Annotated in this window: 16 protein-coding genes; 1 reads left to right on the forward strand and 15 read right to left on the reverse strand. The window is 46.8% G+C overall.

Annotated elements, in window-relative coordinates:
• Window positions 1–55 precede the first annotated feature (55 nt).
• The 5 genes from ACFVU8_RS13245 to ACFVU8_RS13265 all read right to left on the reverse strand — a co-directional run bounded on the left by ACFVU8_RS13245 (window position 56) and on the right by ACFVU8_RS13265 (window position 7,446).
• Window positions 56–1,156 (reverse strand): MBL fold metallo-hydrolase, encoded by a 1,101-nt coding sequence (locus ACFVU8_RS13245; protein WP_387427783.1) that lies wholly within the window; start codon window positions 1,154–1,156, stop codon window positions 56–58.
• 144 nt (window positions 1,157–1,300) lie between these two features.
• Complete coding sequence (locus ACFVU8_RS13250; RefSeq protein WP_066364721.1) at window positions 1,301–1,711, reverse strand: MerR family transcriptional regulator; 411 nt, start codon at window positions 1,709–1,711, stop codon at window positions 1,301–1,303.
• Between the two features lie 213 nt (window positions 1,712–1,924).
• Window positions 1,925–4,234: a glycoside hydrolase family 95 protein gene (locus tag ACFVU8_RS13255; protein ID WP_387427786.1), complete on the reverse strand. Its 2,310-nt coding sequence runs from the start codon at window positions 4,232–4,234 to the stop codon at window positions 1,925–1,927.
• Between the two features lie 1,356 nt (window positions 4,235–5,590).
• Entirely contained in the window at window positions 5,591–6,718 is a 1,128-nt protein-coding gene (locus ACFVU8_RS13260; protein WP_387427789.1) for an AbrB family transcriptional regulator, read from the reverse strand.
• Entirely contained in the window at window positions 6,718–7,446 is a 729-nt protein-coding gene (locus ACFVU8_RS13265) for an MBL fold metallo-hydrolase (RefSeq protein WP_387427791.1), read from the reverse strand. Before ACFVU8_RS13265 ends, ACFVU8_RS13260 begins: the two co-directional genes overlap by 1 nt.
• A 148-nt stretch (window positions 7,447–7,594) precedes the next feature.
• Here ACFVU8_RS13265 and ACFVU8_RS13270 point away from each other — a divergent pair, with 148 nt between their 5' ends.
• Entirely contained in the window at window positions 7,595–8,482 is an 888-nt protein-coding gene (locus tag ACFVU8_RS13270; RefSeq protein WP_387427793.1) for a TetR/AcrR family transcriptional regulator, read from the forward strand.
• 82 nt (window positions 8,483–8,564) lie between these two features.
• Here the strand turns inward: ACFVU8_RS13270 and ACFVU8_RS13275 are convergent, their stop codons facing one another.
• The 10 genes from ACFVU8_RS13275 to ACFVU8_RS13320 form a co-directional block, all read right to left on the reverse strand.
• Window positions 8,565–9,245, reverse strand: coding sequence for a TetR/AcrR family transcriptional regulator (locus ACFVU8_RS13275; protein WP_175372325.1), 681 nt, complete (start codon window positions 9,243–9,245; stop codon window positions 8,565–8,567).
• 40 nt (window positions 9,246–9,285) lie between these two features.
• Complete coding sequence (locus ACFVU8_RS13280) at window positions 9,286–10,467, reverse strand: FAD-dependent oxidoreductase (protein ID WP_387427794.1); 1,182 nt, start codon at window positions 10,465–10,467, stop codon at window positions 9,286–9,288.
• Between the two features lie 187 nt (window positions 10,468–10,654).
• On the reverse strand, window positions 10,655–12,082 hold the full coding sequence (locus tag ACFVU8_RS13285; RefSeq protein WP_387427796.1) for an MDR family MFS transporter: 1,428 nt from the start codon (window positions 12,080–12,082) through the stop codon (window positions 10,655–10,657).
• Between the two features lie 307 nt (window positions 12,083–12,389).
• Complete coding sequence (locus tag ACFVU8_RS13290; protein ID WP_387427799.1) at window positions 12,390–13,823, reverse strand: aldehyde dehydrogenase family protein; 1,434 nt, start codon at window positions 13,821–13,823, stop codon at window positions 12,390–12,392.
• A 256-nt stretch (window positions 13,824–14,079) separates the two neighbouring features.
• Window positions 14,080–15,012, reverse strand: coding sequence for an ABC transporter substrate-binding protein (locus ACFVU8_RS13295; protein ID WP_387427800.1), 933 nt, complete (start codon window positions 15,010–15,012; stop codon window positions 14,080–14,082).
• Window positions 15,013–15,078: 66 nt separating this feature from the next.
• Window positions 15,079–16,431 (reverse strand): LLM class flavin-dependent oxidoreductase, encoded by a 1,353-nt coding sequence (locus tag ACFVU8_RS13300; protein ID WP_379469666.1) that lies wholly within the window; start codon window positions 16,429–16,431, stop codon window positions 15,079–15,081.
• A 230-nt stretch (window positions 16,432–16,661) separates the two neighbouring features.
• Window positions 16,662–17,372 (reverse strand): nicotinamide riboside transporter PnuC, encoded by a 711-nt coding sequence (pnuC, locus tag ACFVU8_RS13305; protein ID WP_379469547.1) that lies wholly within the window; start codon window positions 17,370–17,372, stop codon window positions 16,662–16,664.
• 5 nt (window positions 17,373–17,377) lie between these two features.
• A complete protein-coding gene (locus ACFVU8_RS13310; protein WP_387427801.1) occupies window positions 17,378–18,103 on the reverse strand; it encodes a nucleoside phosphorylase in 726 nt (241 codons plus the stop codon).
• A 3-nt stretch (window positions 18,104–18,106) separates the two neighbouring features.
• Entirely contained in the window at window positions 18,107–18,775 is a 669-nt protein-coding gene (locus ACFVU8_RS13315) for a Crp/Fnr family transcriptional regulator (protein WP_379469551.1), read from the reverse strand.
• A gap of 279 nt (window positions 18,776–19,054) precedes the next feature.
• A complete protein-coding gene (locus ACFVU8_RS13320) occupies window positions 19,055–20,593 on the reverse strand; it encodes an MFS transporter (protein ID WP_387427802.1) in 1,539 nt (512 codons plus the stop codon).

The raw sequence follows: 20,593 nt of genomic DNA on the forward strand, positions 1-20,593 counted from the left end.
ATTGAGCTTGGCTCGTGAGCTATCTTAACCCTTAAAGTTCACTTTAAGGCAAGCACTATTTTTTAATCGTCTCCCACCAGCTTGAAGAAGGATATACATTAGAACCGATAATCACCTTTTCTCCAATTTTTGGCGTAGCCAAAGCTACACCACGCTCATCCGCAGCTGCCTTCGCCCGCTCAATCGGGTCTGTCCAACTGTGCAATGCCAGAGTGAAGCCTCCCCAGTGAATAGGAACCATTACTTTGCTCTGTACATCGAGACTCGCTTGTACGGACTCTTCAGGAACCATATGAATGTTGGCCCATTTCACATCATATTGACCTGTTTCTATGAAGGCAAGATCGAACGGGCCGTATTTATCGCCAATCTCCTTGAAGTGAGGAGCATAACCACTATCCCCGCTAAAATATACATTCGATTGTTTACTTTGAATCACCCAGGAACTCCATAAAGTAGATCCCGAACGCGTGCCGCGGCCAGAGAAATGTCTTGCCGGTGTGCTAACAATGGTTAGCCCTTGGTACGACGCCTCTTCCCACCAATCGAGCTCTTGAATCTTGTCCGGATCTACGCCCCATTTCGTCAAATGTCCGGCGACCCCTAAGGGAACAATAAATTGTTTGACCTTTCCTTTCAGCTTACGGATAGACGCATAGTCCAGGTGATCATAATGATCATGCGAGATCAAGACCACATCGATGTCAGGCAACTCCTCAATCTGTGCTGGAAGATCATAGCTGTATCGCTTTGGTCCTGCGAAAGAAACCGGGGAAGCATATTTACTGAACACCGGGTCCAGCAGCATCTTCACTCCACTCGTCTTCAGCAACAGGGTCGAATGACCAAACCAGATCACTTGATCCTCAAGACTTTCCGAAAATGCTTTGGCATCAAAGCGCACCGTCGGAAGATTTACCTTTGGCCGACCATCCGGGTTTCCTTTTATCGTATCGTATAGGGCTCCAGCGGTATCTTTTAGACTATAATCCATCGATGTCGGGATTTGATTACGAAACTTCCCATCGACAAAGTTAGCGGATTCATGAATCCGCTGCTGAGTGTCCGCTGAACTCTTCCCACCAAGAGGAGGATAATAATTCATGATTAAGAAAATGACTAATGCGAGTGCGAACAAGATTATTACATATTTCATCCAGTCTCTCCTGCTTTCTTATTCCGATGAACGTTATTTTTTAACAGTTCTAGTTTACATCTTAAAGTACACTCCAAGGCAAGGCCCTTGATGACAACCAAGCCACCCTATCCTTAAGCAGAGTGACTTGTCACAATCCCACCCTTATTGGGGTGAATCCAGCTTATCAATGTACGTTAGAAAGCGTTCTTCCGGATTTCCTTTTTCGATATTGTTATACACTTCAAGCTTCTGGCTAACGGCTTCAAAGGCCTCATCCAGCACCCGCTGCTTCCGCTTAATCTCTTCCTGATGGGCTTCCAGAATTGCCCTGCGTTGTCCGATCGTTTCATCCCCCTGCAAGGCGAGGTCAACGATCTGCTTCAAATCCGCTACGCTCATGCCTGTCGCACGGAAACAAGTCATCAAGCGAATCCAGTCCAGATCTCTTTTTTCAAACATGCGGTTGCCATGATCGTCCCTGCGTATGTTGGGCAACAGCCCTTCTTTATCGTAAAATCGGATCGTATGAGCAGCGCAATTTAATTTTTCCGATGCTTCCTTAATTGTAAACAAAGTGCTCTCCTCCCAAGTCCAGTGTTCATCATTTCACTCCCTTATATATAAGCATTAAACTGAACTTTAAGTCAAATCCAGCAGTAGGCTGTCCTTTCAACAGAGTAGTTTCTAATAAAACAAGGCTGCCTCTATCGTGGAAATCCACGTATGAGACAGCCCTGCCAAGTTATTGCTATAGGATTTCTTTTAGGAGATGTAGGAATATGCTCGCTACTGTATTCGTAGTTCGGAATCCAGGCTGTAGCTGTGTCCTGCTTCAAAATTGAACGGTAGTGTCTGTTCACCATAGCGTAACGTGGTATGCCCCGTGGCCAATGCGCGTACAGACGCTGCTACCAATCGCCCCTCCGACCATGTGACGTCTACTTCCAAGGCGCCTCTTGCCCGAAGTCCGCGATATTGCCCTGAAGACCATGATGACGGGAGAGCTGGCAGCAAATGAAGTTCCCCTGCATGACTCTGTAGCAGCATGTCCGCGATCGCAGCCGTTCCCCCAAAATTGCCATCCGCCACATAAATCGGGCTTTCCGCTCCGCCAATACCAGGCTTCGAGAAGGTCAGCAGGTTATCAAAGCACAGGTTCCCAATCAGGTGTGAAATCTGCTCATAGGCATTTTCCCCATCATGCAGACGGGAGTAGCAACCTGCAAAGGCAGCTACCGTAAACTCCACATCCTCATGGTTGTTGGTCGATTTACGGGCTTCCAGGGTAACCCGGGCAGCCTCACTAAGTTCAGGAGTATGCTGCGGAGTGATGCGATAAGCTGGAAATAGACTGTGTAAATGGGACAGATGACGGTGCTCAGGCTGCGCCTCAACGTAATCCTCCAACCATTCCTGTAGCTGCCCTTTCTGGCCGATCTGAAGTGGCGGCAGCAGTGCAATGGCTTTTTTCAAATCCGCTTGAAGCTGCTCATCCACCGCAAGCTTCTCCGCTGACTCCAGGACAAATTCGAACAGATCGCTCACCAATACCTGATCCAGCGTTGTTCCCATGGACAGATAGTGATGTACCTGCGTCCCATTGGCATGGAAAGTATTTTCCGGGGAGATCGAAGGTCCCGTAACCAACCAGCCGTACTGCGGATGCAGGGCCATATAATCCAAGAAGAATAGAGCGGCATCTTTTAAAACTGGGTAAGCGGTTTGACTTAAAAATTGCTCGTTCAACGTATATTCGTAATGATCACGCAGCTGCATGGCAATCCACAGGCCTCCTGTGACATTAAGCCCCCATGAATTCTGCCAAGCTGGAGCTGTAAAACCCCAAGCATTGGATACAGTATGCGCGACCCAGCCATCAGAACCATAGAAAACCCGAGCCGCTGCTTTTCCACTCTCCGCTAGCTGTTCAATGTAACGAATTAACGGCTGGTGAGACTCAGACAAATGAGTTGTTTCTGTTGGATAGTAGTTCATTTGTGTGTTGATATCAATGTGGTAATCACAGGTCCAGCCCATCCGGCAAGCCTGATCATCGTTCCAGATCCCCTGTAAATGCAGCGGCAGAGGCGAATCCTCTCTAGCACCACAGAGGGTCAAATACCGGCCATATTGAAAAAACAACGCGAATAAGGCAGGATCCTCGCCTTTGCCCTGTGATACATTGCGGATTCTTTCGTCCGTAGGTAAAGACGTTTGTTCAGATGTCCCCAGCTCTAAGCTGGCCCGGTCATATAGACTGCTATAGTCCGCAATATGATCCAATTTAAGAGACTCATATCCCTTGGCTTTCGCAAGTAGGTTTCTTTTGTCCCCTACACTCATCCAGTCGTCTCCGGTCACACCATAGTCTGTATCTATTGCAAAATAAATAATAGCTTCCTTCGCATTCGAAACCTCAACCCATCCGGCGTCCCCGCTAATGATTCCACCCTGGGTCTCAATGTGAATGCTTCCCTGACAACGGACTCCACATTCACCATCACTATGCAGTTTCTCAAGAGCTTGCCCCTTAAAGGAGAGCCTGCCTTCGCCCTGTGGCTCGTTCCAACTCTCGAAATAATCCGTTTTCCCTTCAAGTTGTAGGCTGAACGAAATGCCTTCCGGTTGTTCGCTCCATAACCGGCAAACGATCAGTCCATCCGCATGGGAAGCAAATAGCTCGCGGTGTATTTTCGCACCCTCAAATTCATAAGTCGTCTTCGTGATTGCGTTTTCAAGATTAAGCTCACGGGTGACATTCTGTCCGCCAGCTTTAAACTTCAAAATCACATCACATACAGGCAAATTGGTGCCGAAATTCGATTTGCCCGGCTCTAGTAATTGGCTTGCTAACCGCTCGCCGCCTTCGTAATCTCCATCGAAAAAATGCTGTCTCAATCGTGCCAGATCATCCTTGCCAGAGGACTGGCTCGTAATAGGTTCTCTTTTTCCAGACCAATAGGTCGACTCCGTAATGTTCCAAACTTCTTGTTCTGCTCCGCCATACACGATTGCAGCTAATCTTCCATTTCCGACTGGAAAACCTTCTGACCATGAATCCGCTGGTTTGTTATACCACAATTTCTGTGTACTCATCACATATTTCCTCCAGAAGTATCTTCATTATATACAGTTGTTATATTAGTGGTTTTCTCCTGGAAAAGCTTTGTACGAAACTATTATTTTTTATCGAAAACGGAGAAATGGGTGGTGGCTGGTGAGTACGGATGGATGATTGCTGAGGACTGCAATTTGGTTGGCAGCTGATGAGTACGAGTGGATGATCGCTGGGGAGTACGTTTGGATGGCAGCTGATGGTACGTATGGATGATTGCTGAGGACTGCGTTTGGATGGCAGCTGATGAATATGTATGGATGATCGCCGGTGAATACGTTTGGGGACATGAAAATAGCCAGAGCAAAAGAAGATTTGCCCTGGCTGCTATATTTGACCCTTGGATTTAATTCAGCGGATAGAGTTAATGAACTTACTAAATAAAATGAATTCGGGATACAGACATGGATACGGACGTAGAAATAGACTCGGCTTCGTTCTGATGGATGTGGAGATAGAGTCGCGCGTAGTTCCAGTGAAAATGAGCTTTTGGCCGCAGTTATCCAGATGTCTAAAGAGGCCAAGTAGCTCTCCCCATCACGTACCCAATTAGAAGCATTTTTGTACCTTAATTTCACCATTTTGAGGCAAAATAAGGAAATAAGAGCATTATTGTATCTTAATTTTGTGAAAACACGCTATTGAGCACGATTTGGAAGAATTAACATACAAAATTGCCCTTAATCGAAGCCAGCCCCTCCGTTCCTTATAATTAAGGTACATAAATGCCTCTATTTACACTTGGGAGGTGGTTGGAGGGTAGTTGGGCGGTAAATGGGCGGTGCTCGGGGGTACTTGAGTCAATCTTGCGTTACCCTTGGCAATTTTAAGCTACTCTTGAGCACCCTTGGGTTAGTTTTGGGACACTTTTAGGCACTCTTGAGGCACCTTGAGCCACCCTTGAAAATTTAATCCACTCTTGAGCACCCTCGGGTTTGTTTGGGACACTTTTAGGCACTCTTGCGCCACACTTTGGCATCCTTAGGTCACTTTTCGAGCACCCCCGAGTTAGTTTGGGGACACTTTGTTGCTCTCTTGAGCCACCTTGAGTCGCTTTTGCGTCACCCTTGGAAACTTCAAGCCATTTTTGAGCACCCTTGAGTTAGTTTTGGAACACTTTTAAGCACTCTTGCGTCACCATAGACTCACATATGAACCGCTTTGAGTTACCCTTTGGTCACCATAGAATCACATACGAGCCGCCTTGAGTTTCCCTTAGGTCAACGTGAACCACACTCTAGAACATCATCGACCTCTCAACCCACTCTTCTTCTCCACACCTTCTCGCCACTTAGCCTCAATCCTGCTTGCCTCTCCATCTCTCTCTTATGTTCATTTTATATAGTAGCTTTTTTCCCCTTCAGCAGCGACCGGAAAGCCAGCTTTAACACCGGCGGCACCGCAAAAAAGATAAACAAGGTCCGGAAGAGCTGATAGCACGTCACAATAGACAGGTCGCCGTTCACTTCCTTGGCGATGAGGGCCATTTGGTCCATTCCGCCTGGCGATAAGCCGAGAAATGCGGTGACGATTGTGATGTCATGCATTCGTGTCAGCAGCAAGCTAAGTCCCATAGAGACCCCAATCAGTAGCACTCCGCTCAATATTGCGAGCAGAACAATTTTTGTTTTGTTCTTTAGGCTCTCCAGATCCAGCAGCAGTCCAATGTAGCCCCCGATCATCAGCTGTGACAGACTGAGCACGATGGGTGGCAGAGCATGACCCTCATACCCGGTCAAATTAAGCAGGATCGTGCCAATCATTGGTCCAAGCAGAAAAGCCGTTGGCATCTTGATCTTCTTAGCGATGAACGCACTCCCTACGCATACTGCGGCAAAGACCAAAATATGCGGAAATAACGCAGCAGATCCAGCAGATCCGCTCGCAGCAGCAGCTACGGCATTGTGGCTGCCACTGACATGAAACAATGGGCTGAAGATCAGCAGCGGCACACAGAAAATAATCATCATCAGCCGGGACACCTGCAAAAAAGTGACGACAGTGATATCAATGCCCTTCACTTCTTCGGCCAACGTAATCATCTGGCTGAGGCCTCCGGGAATGCTGCCCATGAGTACCGTTGGGAAAGGAATACCGGATAATTTCGAAATTAAATACGCGATGGCCCCGGCACATAACAACAGCAGCGCCGTGAACAGAATCATCGTCGGCAGCTGAAGTCCGATCTGCGTTAAGGTCGACAAGGTGAACGAGAGGCCCAAGGTATAGCCGATGATAATCATTCCGGTATCGCGGACTTGCCCAGGCCAGTAAAAGGAAATCCCTCTAAATAATCTGGAGCCGATAACGAGGAACACCATCGAGCCGAGTAGCCATGGAATTGGCATGTGGATCAGTTGAAAAACAAATCCGCCAAGGACGGCAATGGCACATGTCACCAGAAAACGGACCCACTTGTTTTCCTTCCATAACGCATCCCGGGCTGAATGGCCGGTACCGTCCATTACAGGTTCTCCGTTATTTCATCGATGGCCTGGTGAACATCGCCTTTAAAAATGCCTCCATGGTAGCAGATTACTGTCTCGATTGGATAAGCCTTCAACTTGCGGAGTGATTCCAGTGCCAATGGCATATCTGGCGTAACAGTCGGATTAGGACCGATCAACTTACCATCTTCAACGTTTAATGCATCACCAGCAATAAGTGTTTTGCTTGGCTCATGGTATAAGCTGATATGTCCAGGCGTATGCCCTGGTGTATGGATTACGGTCAGTCCGCCGCCGAAAGACAGTTTCTCTCCGTCTGCCAGTAACGTAGTCACATTCTTTTCTTTTCCAGAAAAAGTAGCTTCAAATGTAGTAGCAAGATCTTGCGGAAGAGAAACAATTAGCCCTTCTTTACGTTCCCCGCTGAACTTAATCATCGGCTGCAGGCCATCGATATAAGGCTGGTCATCCCCGTGGGCATACACTTCTATGCCTTCACCCTTGAACTGCGGCAAGCTGCCTACATGATCGATGTCTTGATGGGTTAAAATAATGGAATGAGGGGCCGCAGGGTCAATACCCGCTTGGGTCAAAAGCTCCGTGATCTGGCCGTAAGAACCAGGCATACCGGTGTCTACCAATACATAAGATTGCTCGTCACGGATCGCCACCGGGTTAATGATAAAGTCATGCTCACCCATCTTAAGAGTAAGCACTAGCATTTCAATCTGATCGTTAATTTTCATGTTGCGCCAAAGCGAATGCTCTGGCTCACCTCCTTAGGAATAAGTTCATAAAACTGACAAGTTCATTATATGACTTTGGGGTTTTTTCGTCAAATTCCTTTATTGACCACATGGAAGGGACATGTCAGAATATGTAGGGGTGGTTAAGTTGGAACAATTCAAAAGACAACAAATTATTAAAACAGCAATGTGCATTTTTAGAGAAAAAGGATATTTCGCTGCCTCCATGCAGGATATCGCAGAAGCTTGTGGCATGGCCAAGGCCAGCATCTATAAAGTGTTTCCATCTAAAGAAGATTTATTTACTGGCGTATTCGTTGAGGTACACAGAATTCTATTCGAAGAGGCTAGGCAGCTTGATCGGAAACTTTCGCTGAAGGGGCTTCCACCAAAGGAAGTACTACGTCTTAAGATCGAGTATCAGATGCAATATATGCTTGAGAATTATTTTTTCACCAGTGAGTTTAAAGAGCTCCCCATCACAAGCAATGACAACTTTCTAGTGGAATGGAGAAAAAAACGTGCCTCACTGGTGACCCTGCACCAGGATTGCTTTTACGAAGCCTATGGTGAGCCCATCGTCCCTTATCTCGGGGATGTTGTCACCATCTTCCGCGGCATGATCAAAGAATATTTGTCACATGCAGTTCAAGCCGTGATCGCTGTTCCTATGGCTGAATTGGCCGGCTTCTTCGTCGATCGGCTGGATGCAGTCATCGGCGATTTAATCGCTAGCAAGCCTGAACCTGTGCTTAAGACCTCGAGTGCTTTTTTCAATCAAATCAATCCAATGGATAACGACACCCGGCAGGCCAACCTGGATGAATTTCTGATGTTTTTTGCCGATAAGATCCGCGAGCTACCACAACCAGAGCATATAGAGAATGAACTGCTGGAGGTCATCGAACTGCTGAAGACCGAGTTAGGACTACCTAAGCCTAATGGTACTCTTCTGCGGGTATACATCACCTTCTTGGATTCAGTCAGTGAGTTAGCACCTTATGTACGCCAGCTCGGTCTCATGCTGAACCGTTAGGCAAGTTAACTAGACAAATCAAAAAGAAAAGCAACCGAAATCAATCAGTTGCTTTTCCTTGTTTAAATATAATTACTTCCTCTTAATTCTTGTCCAGCTTAATTCCCTGTAACATCACTTCAAGCCCCCACTGGAACCGGTCCATGACGACCTCGCCTCCCGAGAATAATTCTTCAGTCAGACTGTGAATGAACGGAAAACGAACAGGGTCTGCTTTTTTAAAGGATTCTTTGATGGCAGGCATCTCCACAGTGCCATGCTTCCTCCAGGAATGCTTCTCGAAGGCTGTAGATGTGACGTATAACAGCAGCAGATCCACTCCCCAGGCTGCTGCCGTCGATTTGGCTCCACCTTCATGCAGCGCGGTAAGGAGGTATTCGATCAACTCAAGGTATTTGTCTCCCCGTGGCATCGTGGACAGTGAAATTTCAGAGAGACCTGGTTGCTCGATTAATAGAAGGAAATACGCAGTGAGGGCTCCGAACAATCTTTCCTTCCATGGACCCTTCCCGGAATCAGGCAACACTAATTCACCAAGTCCGTAATCCAGAACATAAGAGCTTAAATCTTCCAGATTATTGACGTACACATACAACGAAGAAGGGCCTGTATCCAATGCTTTTGCTACTTTACGCATGCTCATCCCTGCCATCCCTTGCTCTTTGAGCAGTTCATAGGCAGTTTTAACAATGAGCTCACGGCTTAACGGTTCTTTGGCCGGACGGTCACGACGACTTACGATAATTCGCTCAGAATTCTTCATAGTCTCTTTATAATATAGCGCAGTGAGAAATTCAACATGTTTATTGATCTTCAAATTGCTCTTGGAAGGACTGCATTAATTCAGCCAGCTTGGCAGCGGCATTATCTGAGAACGTAAGCTGTAAGCTGTAGTCCGATTCCTGAGCCTTGACGGATGAGAATGCATACATCTTCTCTTCGTACTCCAGGATTGCCTTGGCATAATCATCACGATTCCGGGCAATGGCAAGTGCAAGCTCCAAAGCATCGTACATCGCCATATTCACACCTTCACCCGCGAATGGCGACATGACATGGGCAGCATCCCCGATCAAGGTTACTCCAGGATTGTAATTCCACTTGAACCCGATAGGAAGCATGTAGATCCGTCTAGTCAAAATAGCATCTTCAGCGTAACGGATATAGTCTTTTAGCTGCTCATCCCAATCACTGAATAGATCCAATATCCGCTCCTTAGCTTCTTTAGGCTGATCGAACGGAATCCCACTCGTCTCTAACCAGTTTCTCTCTACCTTAAGACTAGCGTATACCTTAATTCGTCCATCTCCGTTCAGCTGACCAAGAATACCTTTATGATCGTCCAGCGCAAACATTTTACCACGCTTATTAAACGCCGCTAATTCCGGGTGATTCTGGGCTGCATTCAGGATGTTTAGTTCTATCATAGTAAGACCGGAGTACTCAACATCGGCATCTGTGAGCAATGGACGTACACGTGAGAAGGCTCCATCCGCACCAATCAAGAGGTCAATCGTATCCACCGTACCATTTTCAAAATGAAGCTCGGTCATGCCGTTCTCTAACGGAACCGCCTTTACGAGTTTATAACCATATTTGATCGTACCTTGATCAAGATCCCGTAACAGCAAATCGCACAGTACGCCACGGTCAATCTCTGGACGTGTCCCAGCTCCGCCTGATTCTGCTTCTGAATCTTCATCGACATAAATTTTCGCGTTCTTATCAAGTACCCGGAAATCTTCTTCCTCAAAGCGGGCAATACGTTGGAACTCCTCCAACAGCCCAGCTTCTTTAAGTGCTCTTTGACCCGATTCCTCGTGAATATCCAAGGTACCGCCTCTTTCATGACTAGTGTCATGGAGCTCACGCTCATAAACAACGGACTGTATGCCTTGGCGCTGCAAGATTAGGGCAAGTGTTAATCCCCCTGGCCCCGCTCCGATAATCCCGATCCGCTTTTGTTCTTTAGATACTATTGTCATTGTCATGCAACTCCTTCATGTAAGTTATATAAGACGAACTCCAGATTAAAACTTAAGGCTGTTCTTTTCTTCTATTCGTCTTCTTGTGGAATAAAAAGCTTTAAAGCAGATAACGAACACCATCCCTAAAGAACACTGTTCGTTAGTAACAAAAAAATAATGTGTTCCTCCTACATTCGCCAGCTTGTTAGCGTGTCTTTTTAGGAGGAGCCGACGATTTTTTAAGAAAGAACGTCAACACTAAAGCAATGAGCGCAAAGGAAAGTGTGATCCAGAATGTGTGACCGAATGCTTGTCCTAATTGCTCCAAAGTGTGCTGTGCCGGTAAGCTCCTGATTTGGTTAGACAGGTACGCGGCTGTAATCGTGATCCCGAAGGAAGACATGATCTGCTGCGCGGAAGTCGTAATAGGTGTCACGCGGTTTACAAGCTCGATTGGAGCTGATTTAAGCACATGCGTATTAAGCTGCATCATGGTTAACCCCTGACCAAGTCCCACAAAAGCAAAACTGCTCATAATGTAAAATGCATTAGTACTCGTCGTAATATGCGTTAAGGCGAAAAGTGCACCAGCTAAAGACAAAATACCAATGAATGCAACTGGACGAACTCCGTACCGGTCAAATAACTTCCCGCCTACATTGATCCCGATCGTTGACATAATCGCTTGAGGAATCACGTACAATCCGGCCTCTAGTGGAGAGAGCCCCTTAGCCTGTTGCAGATATAGCGTAAACAGCAGGATGCTTCCGAATAATGCCATTTGGTTCATCCAGGCCAGAATGATGCCATGCGTGAATGTCTTCGAACGGAACACTCTTAACTCAAGAAGGGGATGCTTTTGCTTAAGCTCATTCCAAATGAATAGCAACAAGGTAATAACACCCAGTCCCAGAGAGCCCAATGTCCATTCATCGAGCCAACCCTTCTCCCCAGCTTGATGCACACTGAACACTAATGAAGCAAATGCAATCGGGGCTAAAACAGCACCCAGGACGTCCAGCTTCATTTCTTTGCCTGGCTTTGAGGCCGGTAAGTACCGCCATGCCATCCAGAAAGCAATGATTCCGACAGGCAGATTAATAAGGAATATCCAGTGCCAGTTAATAAATTCGATTAACCAGCCGGACAATATCGGTCCGAAAATCGGAGCGAGCAGCATAGGAATACCGAGGATCCCCATCACGGAACCGCGCTTATCTGGAGGCGATACCTTGAACACCATGGCAATACCGATTGGCGAGACCATTCCGCCGCCTAGCGCTTGAAAGATGCGATAAATAATCAGCTGCTCTGGTGTTTGAGCCAGTGCACAAAGCATTGATGCAATAACAAATAATACAATGCTTGCAAGAAACATACGCTTAGGTGTGAAGCGATCCGAAAACCACCCTGCGAGCGGAATGACCGCCGAAAGCGCCAACGTGTACGCTGTAATCACCCATTGAATCGTACCAAGATTGGAATGAAAGGTGTCCACTAATTTGGGAACAGCTACATTCATGATTGTACTGTCCAAAATAATTAGAAACATTCCCGTTGCCACTGCAAGCAGAATCGGCAGGATCTTCTTCATTGAAAATTCGGATGGAGCACTTTGAGCTTGTGTGTTCAAAAGAAGAACCACCTCTTTTCTTTATCATAGTCATCATCAACTTGAAATTTCGTGTGCTTATCCAGGACCAATCGTAGTAGCGCACCGACCTCCTTTTATTCTCGTTCATCTTGTTTACACATTATTTATACCATAACGAACAGTGTTCGTAAAGTACATTGTTCGTTAAATTTTAAAATAAAAATAACTTTACACTGAAAACCCGTGACAGCTCCAACATAAGCACTTTTCCCGGCTTGAAATTAAAAAGCACAAGAAGCTAATCCTTCTTGTGCTTTTACTCTTCGTTAGTTGTATATCAACTGATCTACGAAATCACTGCATCGTATCCCAAAATCGACTTAGGCTCCAAGTACTCCTCGATACCGTAGGTGCCGTGATCCCTGCCTATACCGGAGTTTTTAAACCCGCCGAAAGGTGCTTTCGGCTCGTCATGCAAGCCATTAACGGAAACCCGTCCAGCCACAATCTGATCAGCCACGTGATTGCCCCGCTCCTTGCTTCCAGAAAAGACGAATGCTTGCAGGCCATACGCTGTATCGTTTGCGATATCTATCGCTTCCTCTTCTGTCTTATAGGTAATAATGGACAACACCGGACCAAATACTTCTTCCTGGGCGATTGTCATATCATTAGTTACATTAGAGAACACCGTTGGTTTCACATAGTAGCCTGCTTCCAGCCCTTCAGGACTGCCTGCACCTCCAGCAACCACTTCAGCTCCGTCTTCAATCGCCCGATTAATATAATACTGCACCCGATCATACTGCTTCTGGTTCACCATGGGTCCAATAACCGAAGCATCATTCCAGAGATCTCCGACTTTTATGGCGTCAATGGTAGCAGCCATCAAGGACTTTACCTCCTCCAAACGTGACTCTGGAACAAGCACTCTTGTACCCGCCAGACATGCCTGGCCGCTATTGATGAATCCGGCACTTACTGCAAGTGGAACTGCTTTGGTGAAGTCAGCATCCTCTAAAATAACAGTTGGAGATTTGCCACCAAGCTCAAGTGTAACCCGTTTAAGATTGGCAGCGGCAACTTCCGCAATACGTTTCCCAATTTGAGTAGAACCTGTAAACGTTATGCCTGTGACATCCGGATTGCGGGTTAGTTCTTCCCCTACTACTTCTCCCTTGCCATTAACGATATTGATAACACCTTGGGGGATGTTGGCAGCATGTATGGCTTCAATAAATATTTCTGTTTGTGCCGCACTGAACTCGCTTGGCTTAACAACTATAGTACAGCCTGCTGCCAGTACCGGCGCTATTTTGTTCGCCATATGCGTTGCATTTGCATTCCATGGCGTGATGGCTCCAACGACACCGACAGGTTTCATGTGAACTTTTGCCGAGCCAGCCGTCCGTATAAATGAATACGATTCGAGACTTTCCTTTGTATGCAAAAATGCATTTACAGCGATATGAGTTAACATTCTGGCCACCGAAATCGGAGCACCATATTCCTTAACGGTTGCCTCCGTTAACCGGTCGGACCGTTCCAGAAGGGCTTGGTGCAGCCTTAATAGAAATTCGGCTCGTTCCTCAACACTTGTCTTCGAAAATGTTTTGAATGCAGCTTTGGCTGCCGCAATGGCATTTCGAGTATCCTCAACATCCCCTAATACGACTTTGCCGGTGATTTGCCTATTCGCAGGGTTGATAAGCTCCATCACTTCTGTACCCGATGGTGTAACATATTGCCCATTAATATAAATCTTATCGTACAAGTTCATTGTCATGCCTCCCATTTCGCAGTTTGTACAAACTTTAGAAAAGTAATCAAGATAACTTAAAGATTCTCATTACATGTTGATCTTGAAGCACAATTCATATACTACATCTTAAAGTTCACTTTAAGTCAAATCGCAGAGAGTAGCAGTAAAATCAAAGAGCAGGGGGATCGATCCCCCTGCTCTTCAAGACATATCATATTTAGAACTGAGTCCACGAGTTCGAAAGAGATTTTGCAATGTCATTACCGCAACGTCATTACCCTTTTAATAAACCAATAGTAATCAGCCATTCCTTCGCTACTTCAATCGGAGCCCGTTGCTTATTCTCTACTTCGCCATTAAGACGTTGCATCTCTTTATCCGTGAGTTTTCCTGCCAGTGAATTCAGAACCTGCTCCAGCTCCGGATGCTTCTTCAGCACTTCATCGCGGACAACCGGGATGGCAAAATACGGTACGTACACATGCTTATCATCCTCAAGCACCGTAATCGGCCTTACCAGAACCTGCGCAGAGGTGGTTTGCACCATCGCTACATCAATTACTCCCTGGTCGATGGCCTGATACGCCAAGCCCCCTGCTATCGTTTTGATCTCTTTAAATTGAGGTTTGTAGTTCTCTAAAACCGGCGGCCAGAGATCCGGACGGTTCATAAACTCTTCACTTGCTCCAAAGACCAGCTCTGAGGATTTCGCCGCAATATCCGATCCTGTCTTGAGGCCCAGCTTCTCTGCGATTTCCTTACGGACTCCGAATGCATAGGAATTAGTGAAGCCTAATGGATCCAGCACCGTAATCTGATTTTTCTCCTTCAGTTCCTTCTTCACCTTGTCATAGACCACTTGCGGATCATATTCAGGCTTGTCCTTCAAAATATTAATAAGTGCCGTTCCTGTATACTCCACATAAGTGTCTACTTCATTCCCCTTTAAGGCTGTCCATAGCAGATTGTTATCGAGCTTCTTGACGATCGCCTTCAGATCAGTCTTATCTTCAATAAGCAGCTTTAAGGCATTTGCCAAAATATCGGACTCCGCAAACCCTTTGGTCGCGATCTGAATCGTGTCCGCACCTGCACCCCCTGCTTTGGAGCAGCCTGAAATCCCAATCGTCAGCACTATTGCTGCTGTTATGGCTAGGAAGGCTCTCCTGCTCTTCCCCCACTGTTTAAAAAGTTGATTTTTTTTCATACTCCTATCCCCTCTCCATTAGTCTTCCGTTTAGTAATAAAAGTCTTTTATTGTTACCACGCAGTGCTATGAATGAGCCAAATGATCTGCGCGGACAGAAACATAACGGTTATCGGGACGCTTCAGTCCAAGATTGTCACGTAACGTCCCCCCTGTATATTCGGTACGGAACACTCCTCTGCGCTGCAGTTCGGGAACAACCAGATTCACGAAATCATCCAATCCGCCAGGCAGGTGAGAGAACTGAATATTAAACCCATCCGCTGCCCCCTTCAGGAACCATTCCTCCAGGAAATCAGCGATCTGCTCCGGTGTTCCAGCCAGTCCGCGTCTGTTGGTCGACCGCTGGTACAGCTGACGAAGCGTCAGTTGTTCCTTGTCCATCATCTCCAGGATACGCTCCAGTGCACTCTTGCTCTGATTGAATTGACTGAGATCCGGCCGGAATGGCAGCGGCTCATCTAGTGGATAGGACGAAATATCCTGTCCGAGATAATGGGAGAGCAGATCCAGACCAAGCTGCTCTGGCAGCAAACTTTCAATCGCAGCAAGCTTCTCCTTGGCTTCCTCTTCTGTCTTGCCGATAATGGGCATGATGCCTGGTATGATTTTCAATTCGTCACGGCTTCTGCCGTACTTGGCCATTCGCCCTTTGATATCTTCATAGAGCTGTTGACCGACCAGTAATCCCTCAGCATCGAAGGAGTGAATCGGAGCAAAGACGACCTCCGCCTTCTCGGCAGCTACCTCCTTGCCCGACTCCGAAGCGCCTGCCTGAGCCAGTACCGGATAACCTTGCGGGGGTCGCGTCACATTAAGCGGACCCTGCACTTGGAAATGGGTCCCCTTGTGCTGGATATTATGCAGCTTATCCTTATCCGCGAAATACCCGCTCTCTTTGTCCAGGAGCAGGGCATCATCTTCCCAGCTGTCCCATAGCCCTTGTGTCACATCCACGAATTCTACGGCTCGTTCGTAACGTTTACTATGCTCCAAATGCTGATCCCGGCTGAAATTGCGCGCCTCCTCATCCGCTTGCGAGGTGACAATATTCCAGGCCGCCCGCCCATTGCTGAGATGATCGAGCGTCGCCAATTTCCTGGCGATATGATACGGCTCATTGTAGGTGGTGGAGACTGTCGCAGCCAGCCCGATATGCTCCGTAACTACAGCCAGCGCCGAGAGCAAGGTGAAAGGTTCTGGACGAATGCTGTTGGCATGACTGATGCCCGTTTCGAAGCGATCCCACACATACAGCTCATCCGCGTAGAAGAACATGTCGAATTTGCCACGCTCTGCGGTCTGAAGGATTTGTTTATAGTAGTTGAAATCAAGTAGCCCTTTCGCATCCACTTCAGGATGCCGCCAGCTGGAAATATGTCCTCCTGACGGAAAAAACATCATTGCCCCAAGTACCATTTGCTTTTGTTTTCTCTGTTCACTCACTCCATTTTCCTCCCTCCAAATTTGCAAAAAAAGAGGCCTCATGTCCCTCTCGGAACATAAGACCTCCATCTGTACGGTGGGTCCACATTATTAAAATACAATAACCGAAAATTACTAATTAATAATTTTAACTAATGATATTACTGTGAATGAGTGTTTGTCAATCATTTTATACAATTCTCATCGGAATTAAATGTTTTAGCTTATTTCAGGTTCTGTTCATACGATTTCCAGACTTTATTGGCATAAATACTGTTGAACAACAGTGCCGCTTGCAGTGCGACTTGAGATAAACATCCGCCCACTGTACCAACATCGGTATGGCCAGTCGCCACTTGATAGGTTAGAACAGCCCAATAGGCCAAGTTAGCAATGTTGACGATAATCCAGAGTGACCAGTTTTCTTTGTATTTACAGATATATAGTACCTGTGCAATAAACGAAATCACGAGATTAATACTATCGAAATACGGCAATTGACCGCCAGTTCTTGCTAATACAAACCAGCCTACTGCCCAGGCAACAAATGCAGCAAGGAAAATGAGCCGTTTCATTTTTGGGCTAATCGTATTTACGGCTTCATCATTCCCCCATAAAAACCAACCGATCGGCTGGGAGATCACATAGAAAATATTCATGACGAATGCGCCATAAGCGTGGCTCTGCCAAGCAATCATGGTCATGGCTATACATTGGACCAAGCCGAAGGCAAAGGTTAATTTTTTACCCTTCATCCCAAATACAAGACAAATGACACCAGCCACACCACTAACCATACCAATAATGGAATCGGGTGCAATCACATACGCAACCACCTGTAACAGGATTAGAACAATCGCATAGGTCACCTCAAATTTCTTCCATCCGGTAAAGAATTGATTATACAACCATGATTGTTGTTGTGTATTTTCCATGACGCTCAATCCTCCTGCTCAGTTAAAATTGTTAATGCCAATTGAATTGATGCTCGTTCTCCTTGTGTCACTATGTTTTCTCCTGAGACCAAATGATTGACTCCGGTAGACAGATCGGCACGATATAACACAACATTATTTAAAATCGACAAGGCTTTCATTTTACGCAATGTTCCCAATACAAAGATAATACTGGTCTCCATATCACCGCCTAATACACCATACTGAGACCATTCTTGTTCAATCGCCTCATTGCTATCCATATAGAAACCATCATGTGCTCTGGTGATACCGAAATAACCTTCTGGATAATGCTTTTTGGCTAGCTGCAACAAGTCTGCATCTGGAATAGCTGGATAAATGGGCGGAACATATTTGCTGGATAAACCATCATCTCGAACAGTACCTGTAGCAATAATTAATGCCCCTAGGGGAATGCTTTTCTGCATCGCGCCGCAGCTTCCTACTCTGATGACCGTGGTAATCCCTATATTGTGCAGTTCCTCCATGGCGATAGCTGCAGACGGGGCCCCAATCCCTGTAGAAATAACTAATATCTCTTCGCCTCGATAACTGCCCTTGATCGATTTAAATTCTCTATTGTATGCCAGGGGTTGTACGTTATCCATCAGTGCGCCAACTTTATCTACTCTGGCCGGATCGCCAACCAAAATGGCTTTTTGTACGTTAATCGAGCTGTCTAATTGAATATGCGCTTGTTTCTCTGTCATCGTTCATCTCTTCCTTTCAGGGTCAATCCATAGTTTCTCACGATCTACAATCTCTATCTCATCACCGCTTATGACGATGCTCCCCTCCACTTCAAGCTGGTTTAAGACACGATAGACGCTTCTGTTGGTTGAGGAGACCGAATCTAAAATGACCTTCTTCTGGATCATCGTTGATTTCTGCCCGTTACTTTCCTCTATTAGCGATGAAATGATTTGTGATCGCACGCTGTCTAAGCTGTATTTTATCGTTCGATTGGTAAGCTTATACATTTGTTCGCATAAAGAAGCCATCACAATCTGATTGAAGTTAGCATCTTTTGAGAGCCAATATAAAAATGCCTTATCAGGTATTTTTATTAAAGTTACTTCACTGATACTCACTATTGATGCGCTATATGGTTTATGGATCATAGCTTCTTGCTCACCAATAAAATTACCGCATGAATAGATATCTAACGTCACCTGTTTAGCGCTTTCATTCATAACATAGACTTTAACGTTTCCGCTTACGACAATGTAGACGAAGGCATGCATCTCCCCTTGTGGTAAATAAAACTTGTTCTTCTTGAACGTCTGAATCTCCATTTCACGCAAAACTTCAAAGGGACAATCTTTTAAAATCGTATGCATCCTAGGGATATTGCAAGCGATTGCATCGATGTCTGTAAGCATCTTTTTCTAATCTCCTTGGGTTATATTTTCTCAAACACAAAGCATAAAAGCTACGACAAAGGACTTTATCTGCATTCATTTCTGTCTTATTTTTAATATGAATTGCGACATTTTTCAAACCTGAAAAAATCGGTTCCATTATTCCCCAAAGGCCGGCTTACTAACCAAGCTTTCCCTGAACTTTTTGCTCCCATACAACTGCACCATTTGCTGTGAACAAATAAAAAAAGCCGATTGAACAGTGTCCAATCAGCGTTGAAAGCTTTATACCCATCGAAATTAGCCCACCGATGCTATGTCTACTCGTGACTCCTCGGCAGTCGTGTCCGTGAATCGGCTGCGGCCCGTCCACCATGCCGCCACAAGACCGAGCGCAGCTGCGGCTGCCAGAAACCAGAAGCCTGCATGCACGGCTGCGGCCAGTGCCTCCTTTGTAGCGGCGGCACTCTGCCCATTCGCACTAGCCCCCTCTAGCAGCCGCTGGATCTGCTGATCAGCGCTACCTTCACCCGCTGCTCCTGCGGGAAGCTCGCGGACAAGCCGCATGTTGATAACAGCCGCCATAACGGCCGTACCAAACACACCACCGACGGAGCGGAAGAAGCCTACAGATGAAGTCGCGACCCCTTTGATCCGCTCGTCAGCACTGAAGGTGACAGCCATCTGCCCGACCGTCATCATGATGCCGACGCCAACACCGATCAGAATCATCAGGAACCGGATATGCCACGCGCCGATGTTCAAGCTAGCCGCAGTCATCCCAAGCAGCCCCCCGGCGCTGATCAACATAGCGACGAAGATGCAGACGCGCCAGCTCCACCATTTGATGAGCGAACTGCTAACTGCCGCACCCACCATAACGGAAAACATGAACGGCGTCAGAACGCCTCCGGTGTCCGAGGCGTCACCGCCCAGACTACCTTGGATGAAAAGCGGAATGTATATGAGCGACCCGTACATAATCGCACCCTGCAGGAAAGTCGCTGCCAGCGTCCCGCCAATGGCCCGGTTACGGAACATGACCAGGGGTAAGATCGGCTCTGGCGAGACGACCTCAACCCGCAGGAACGCCACCAAACAGATCAGCCCTAAGCCGAGCAAACCGGCCACCTGCCAGGACATCCAGCCTTCGCCTTCGCCTCCGAGCTTGAGACCTAGCAGGATGGAGAAGGTGGATACGGCGAGCAGTAAGGCTCCGCTCTTATCTACGCTCGGCTTGACATCCGACCTGGGCGTTACCGGCAGCAGCCGGACCATCGCCACGAAAACCAGTATGCCGAGCGGTATGTTCATATAAAAATTGTAACGCCAGTCCAAGTGCTCCGTGATCCAGGCGCCGAGCGCCGGTCCGCTTACGGAGGACAGCGCGAATACGCCCATATATAGCGTCTGATAGATACCCGCACGTTCCTTTGGCATGTTCGTGAACACCAGCGTGTAGGTGACGGGGATAAGAAAGCCTGCACCCAAGCCCTGAACCGCCCGATAAAAGATCAGCTGCGGCATACTCTGAGCAATCCCACACAGCGCTGATCCGAGGATGAAAACAACAAGGCCTAACATATAAAACCGTTTGCGGCCATACAAATCCGACAACTTGCCTGCGATTGGCATCATCATTGTAGAGGTTAGCATATAAATCGTAAACACCCAGGACATCAGCGGTAGTCCGTGCAGCTCCTTCACGATCGTGGGAAGGGCTGTCGAGACAATCGTCTGATCAAGTTGCGTCAAAAAGATGCTGACGAATAAGCCGGCCATCGTCCAGTTGAGTCTTGATTTGCCGGGCAGGGCAGCCTTCATCTGCATCGTCTGCAT

Source organism: Paenibacillus sp. NPDC058177 (genome assembly GCF_042883835.1).
GTDB classification, from domain to species: domain Bacteria; phylum Bacillota; class Bacilli; order Paenibacillales; family Paenibacillaceae; genus Paenibacillus_AQ; species Paenibacillus_AQ agri.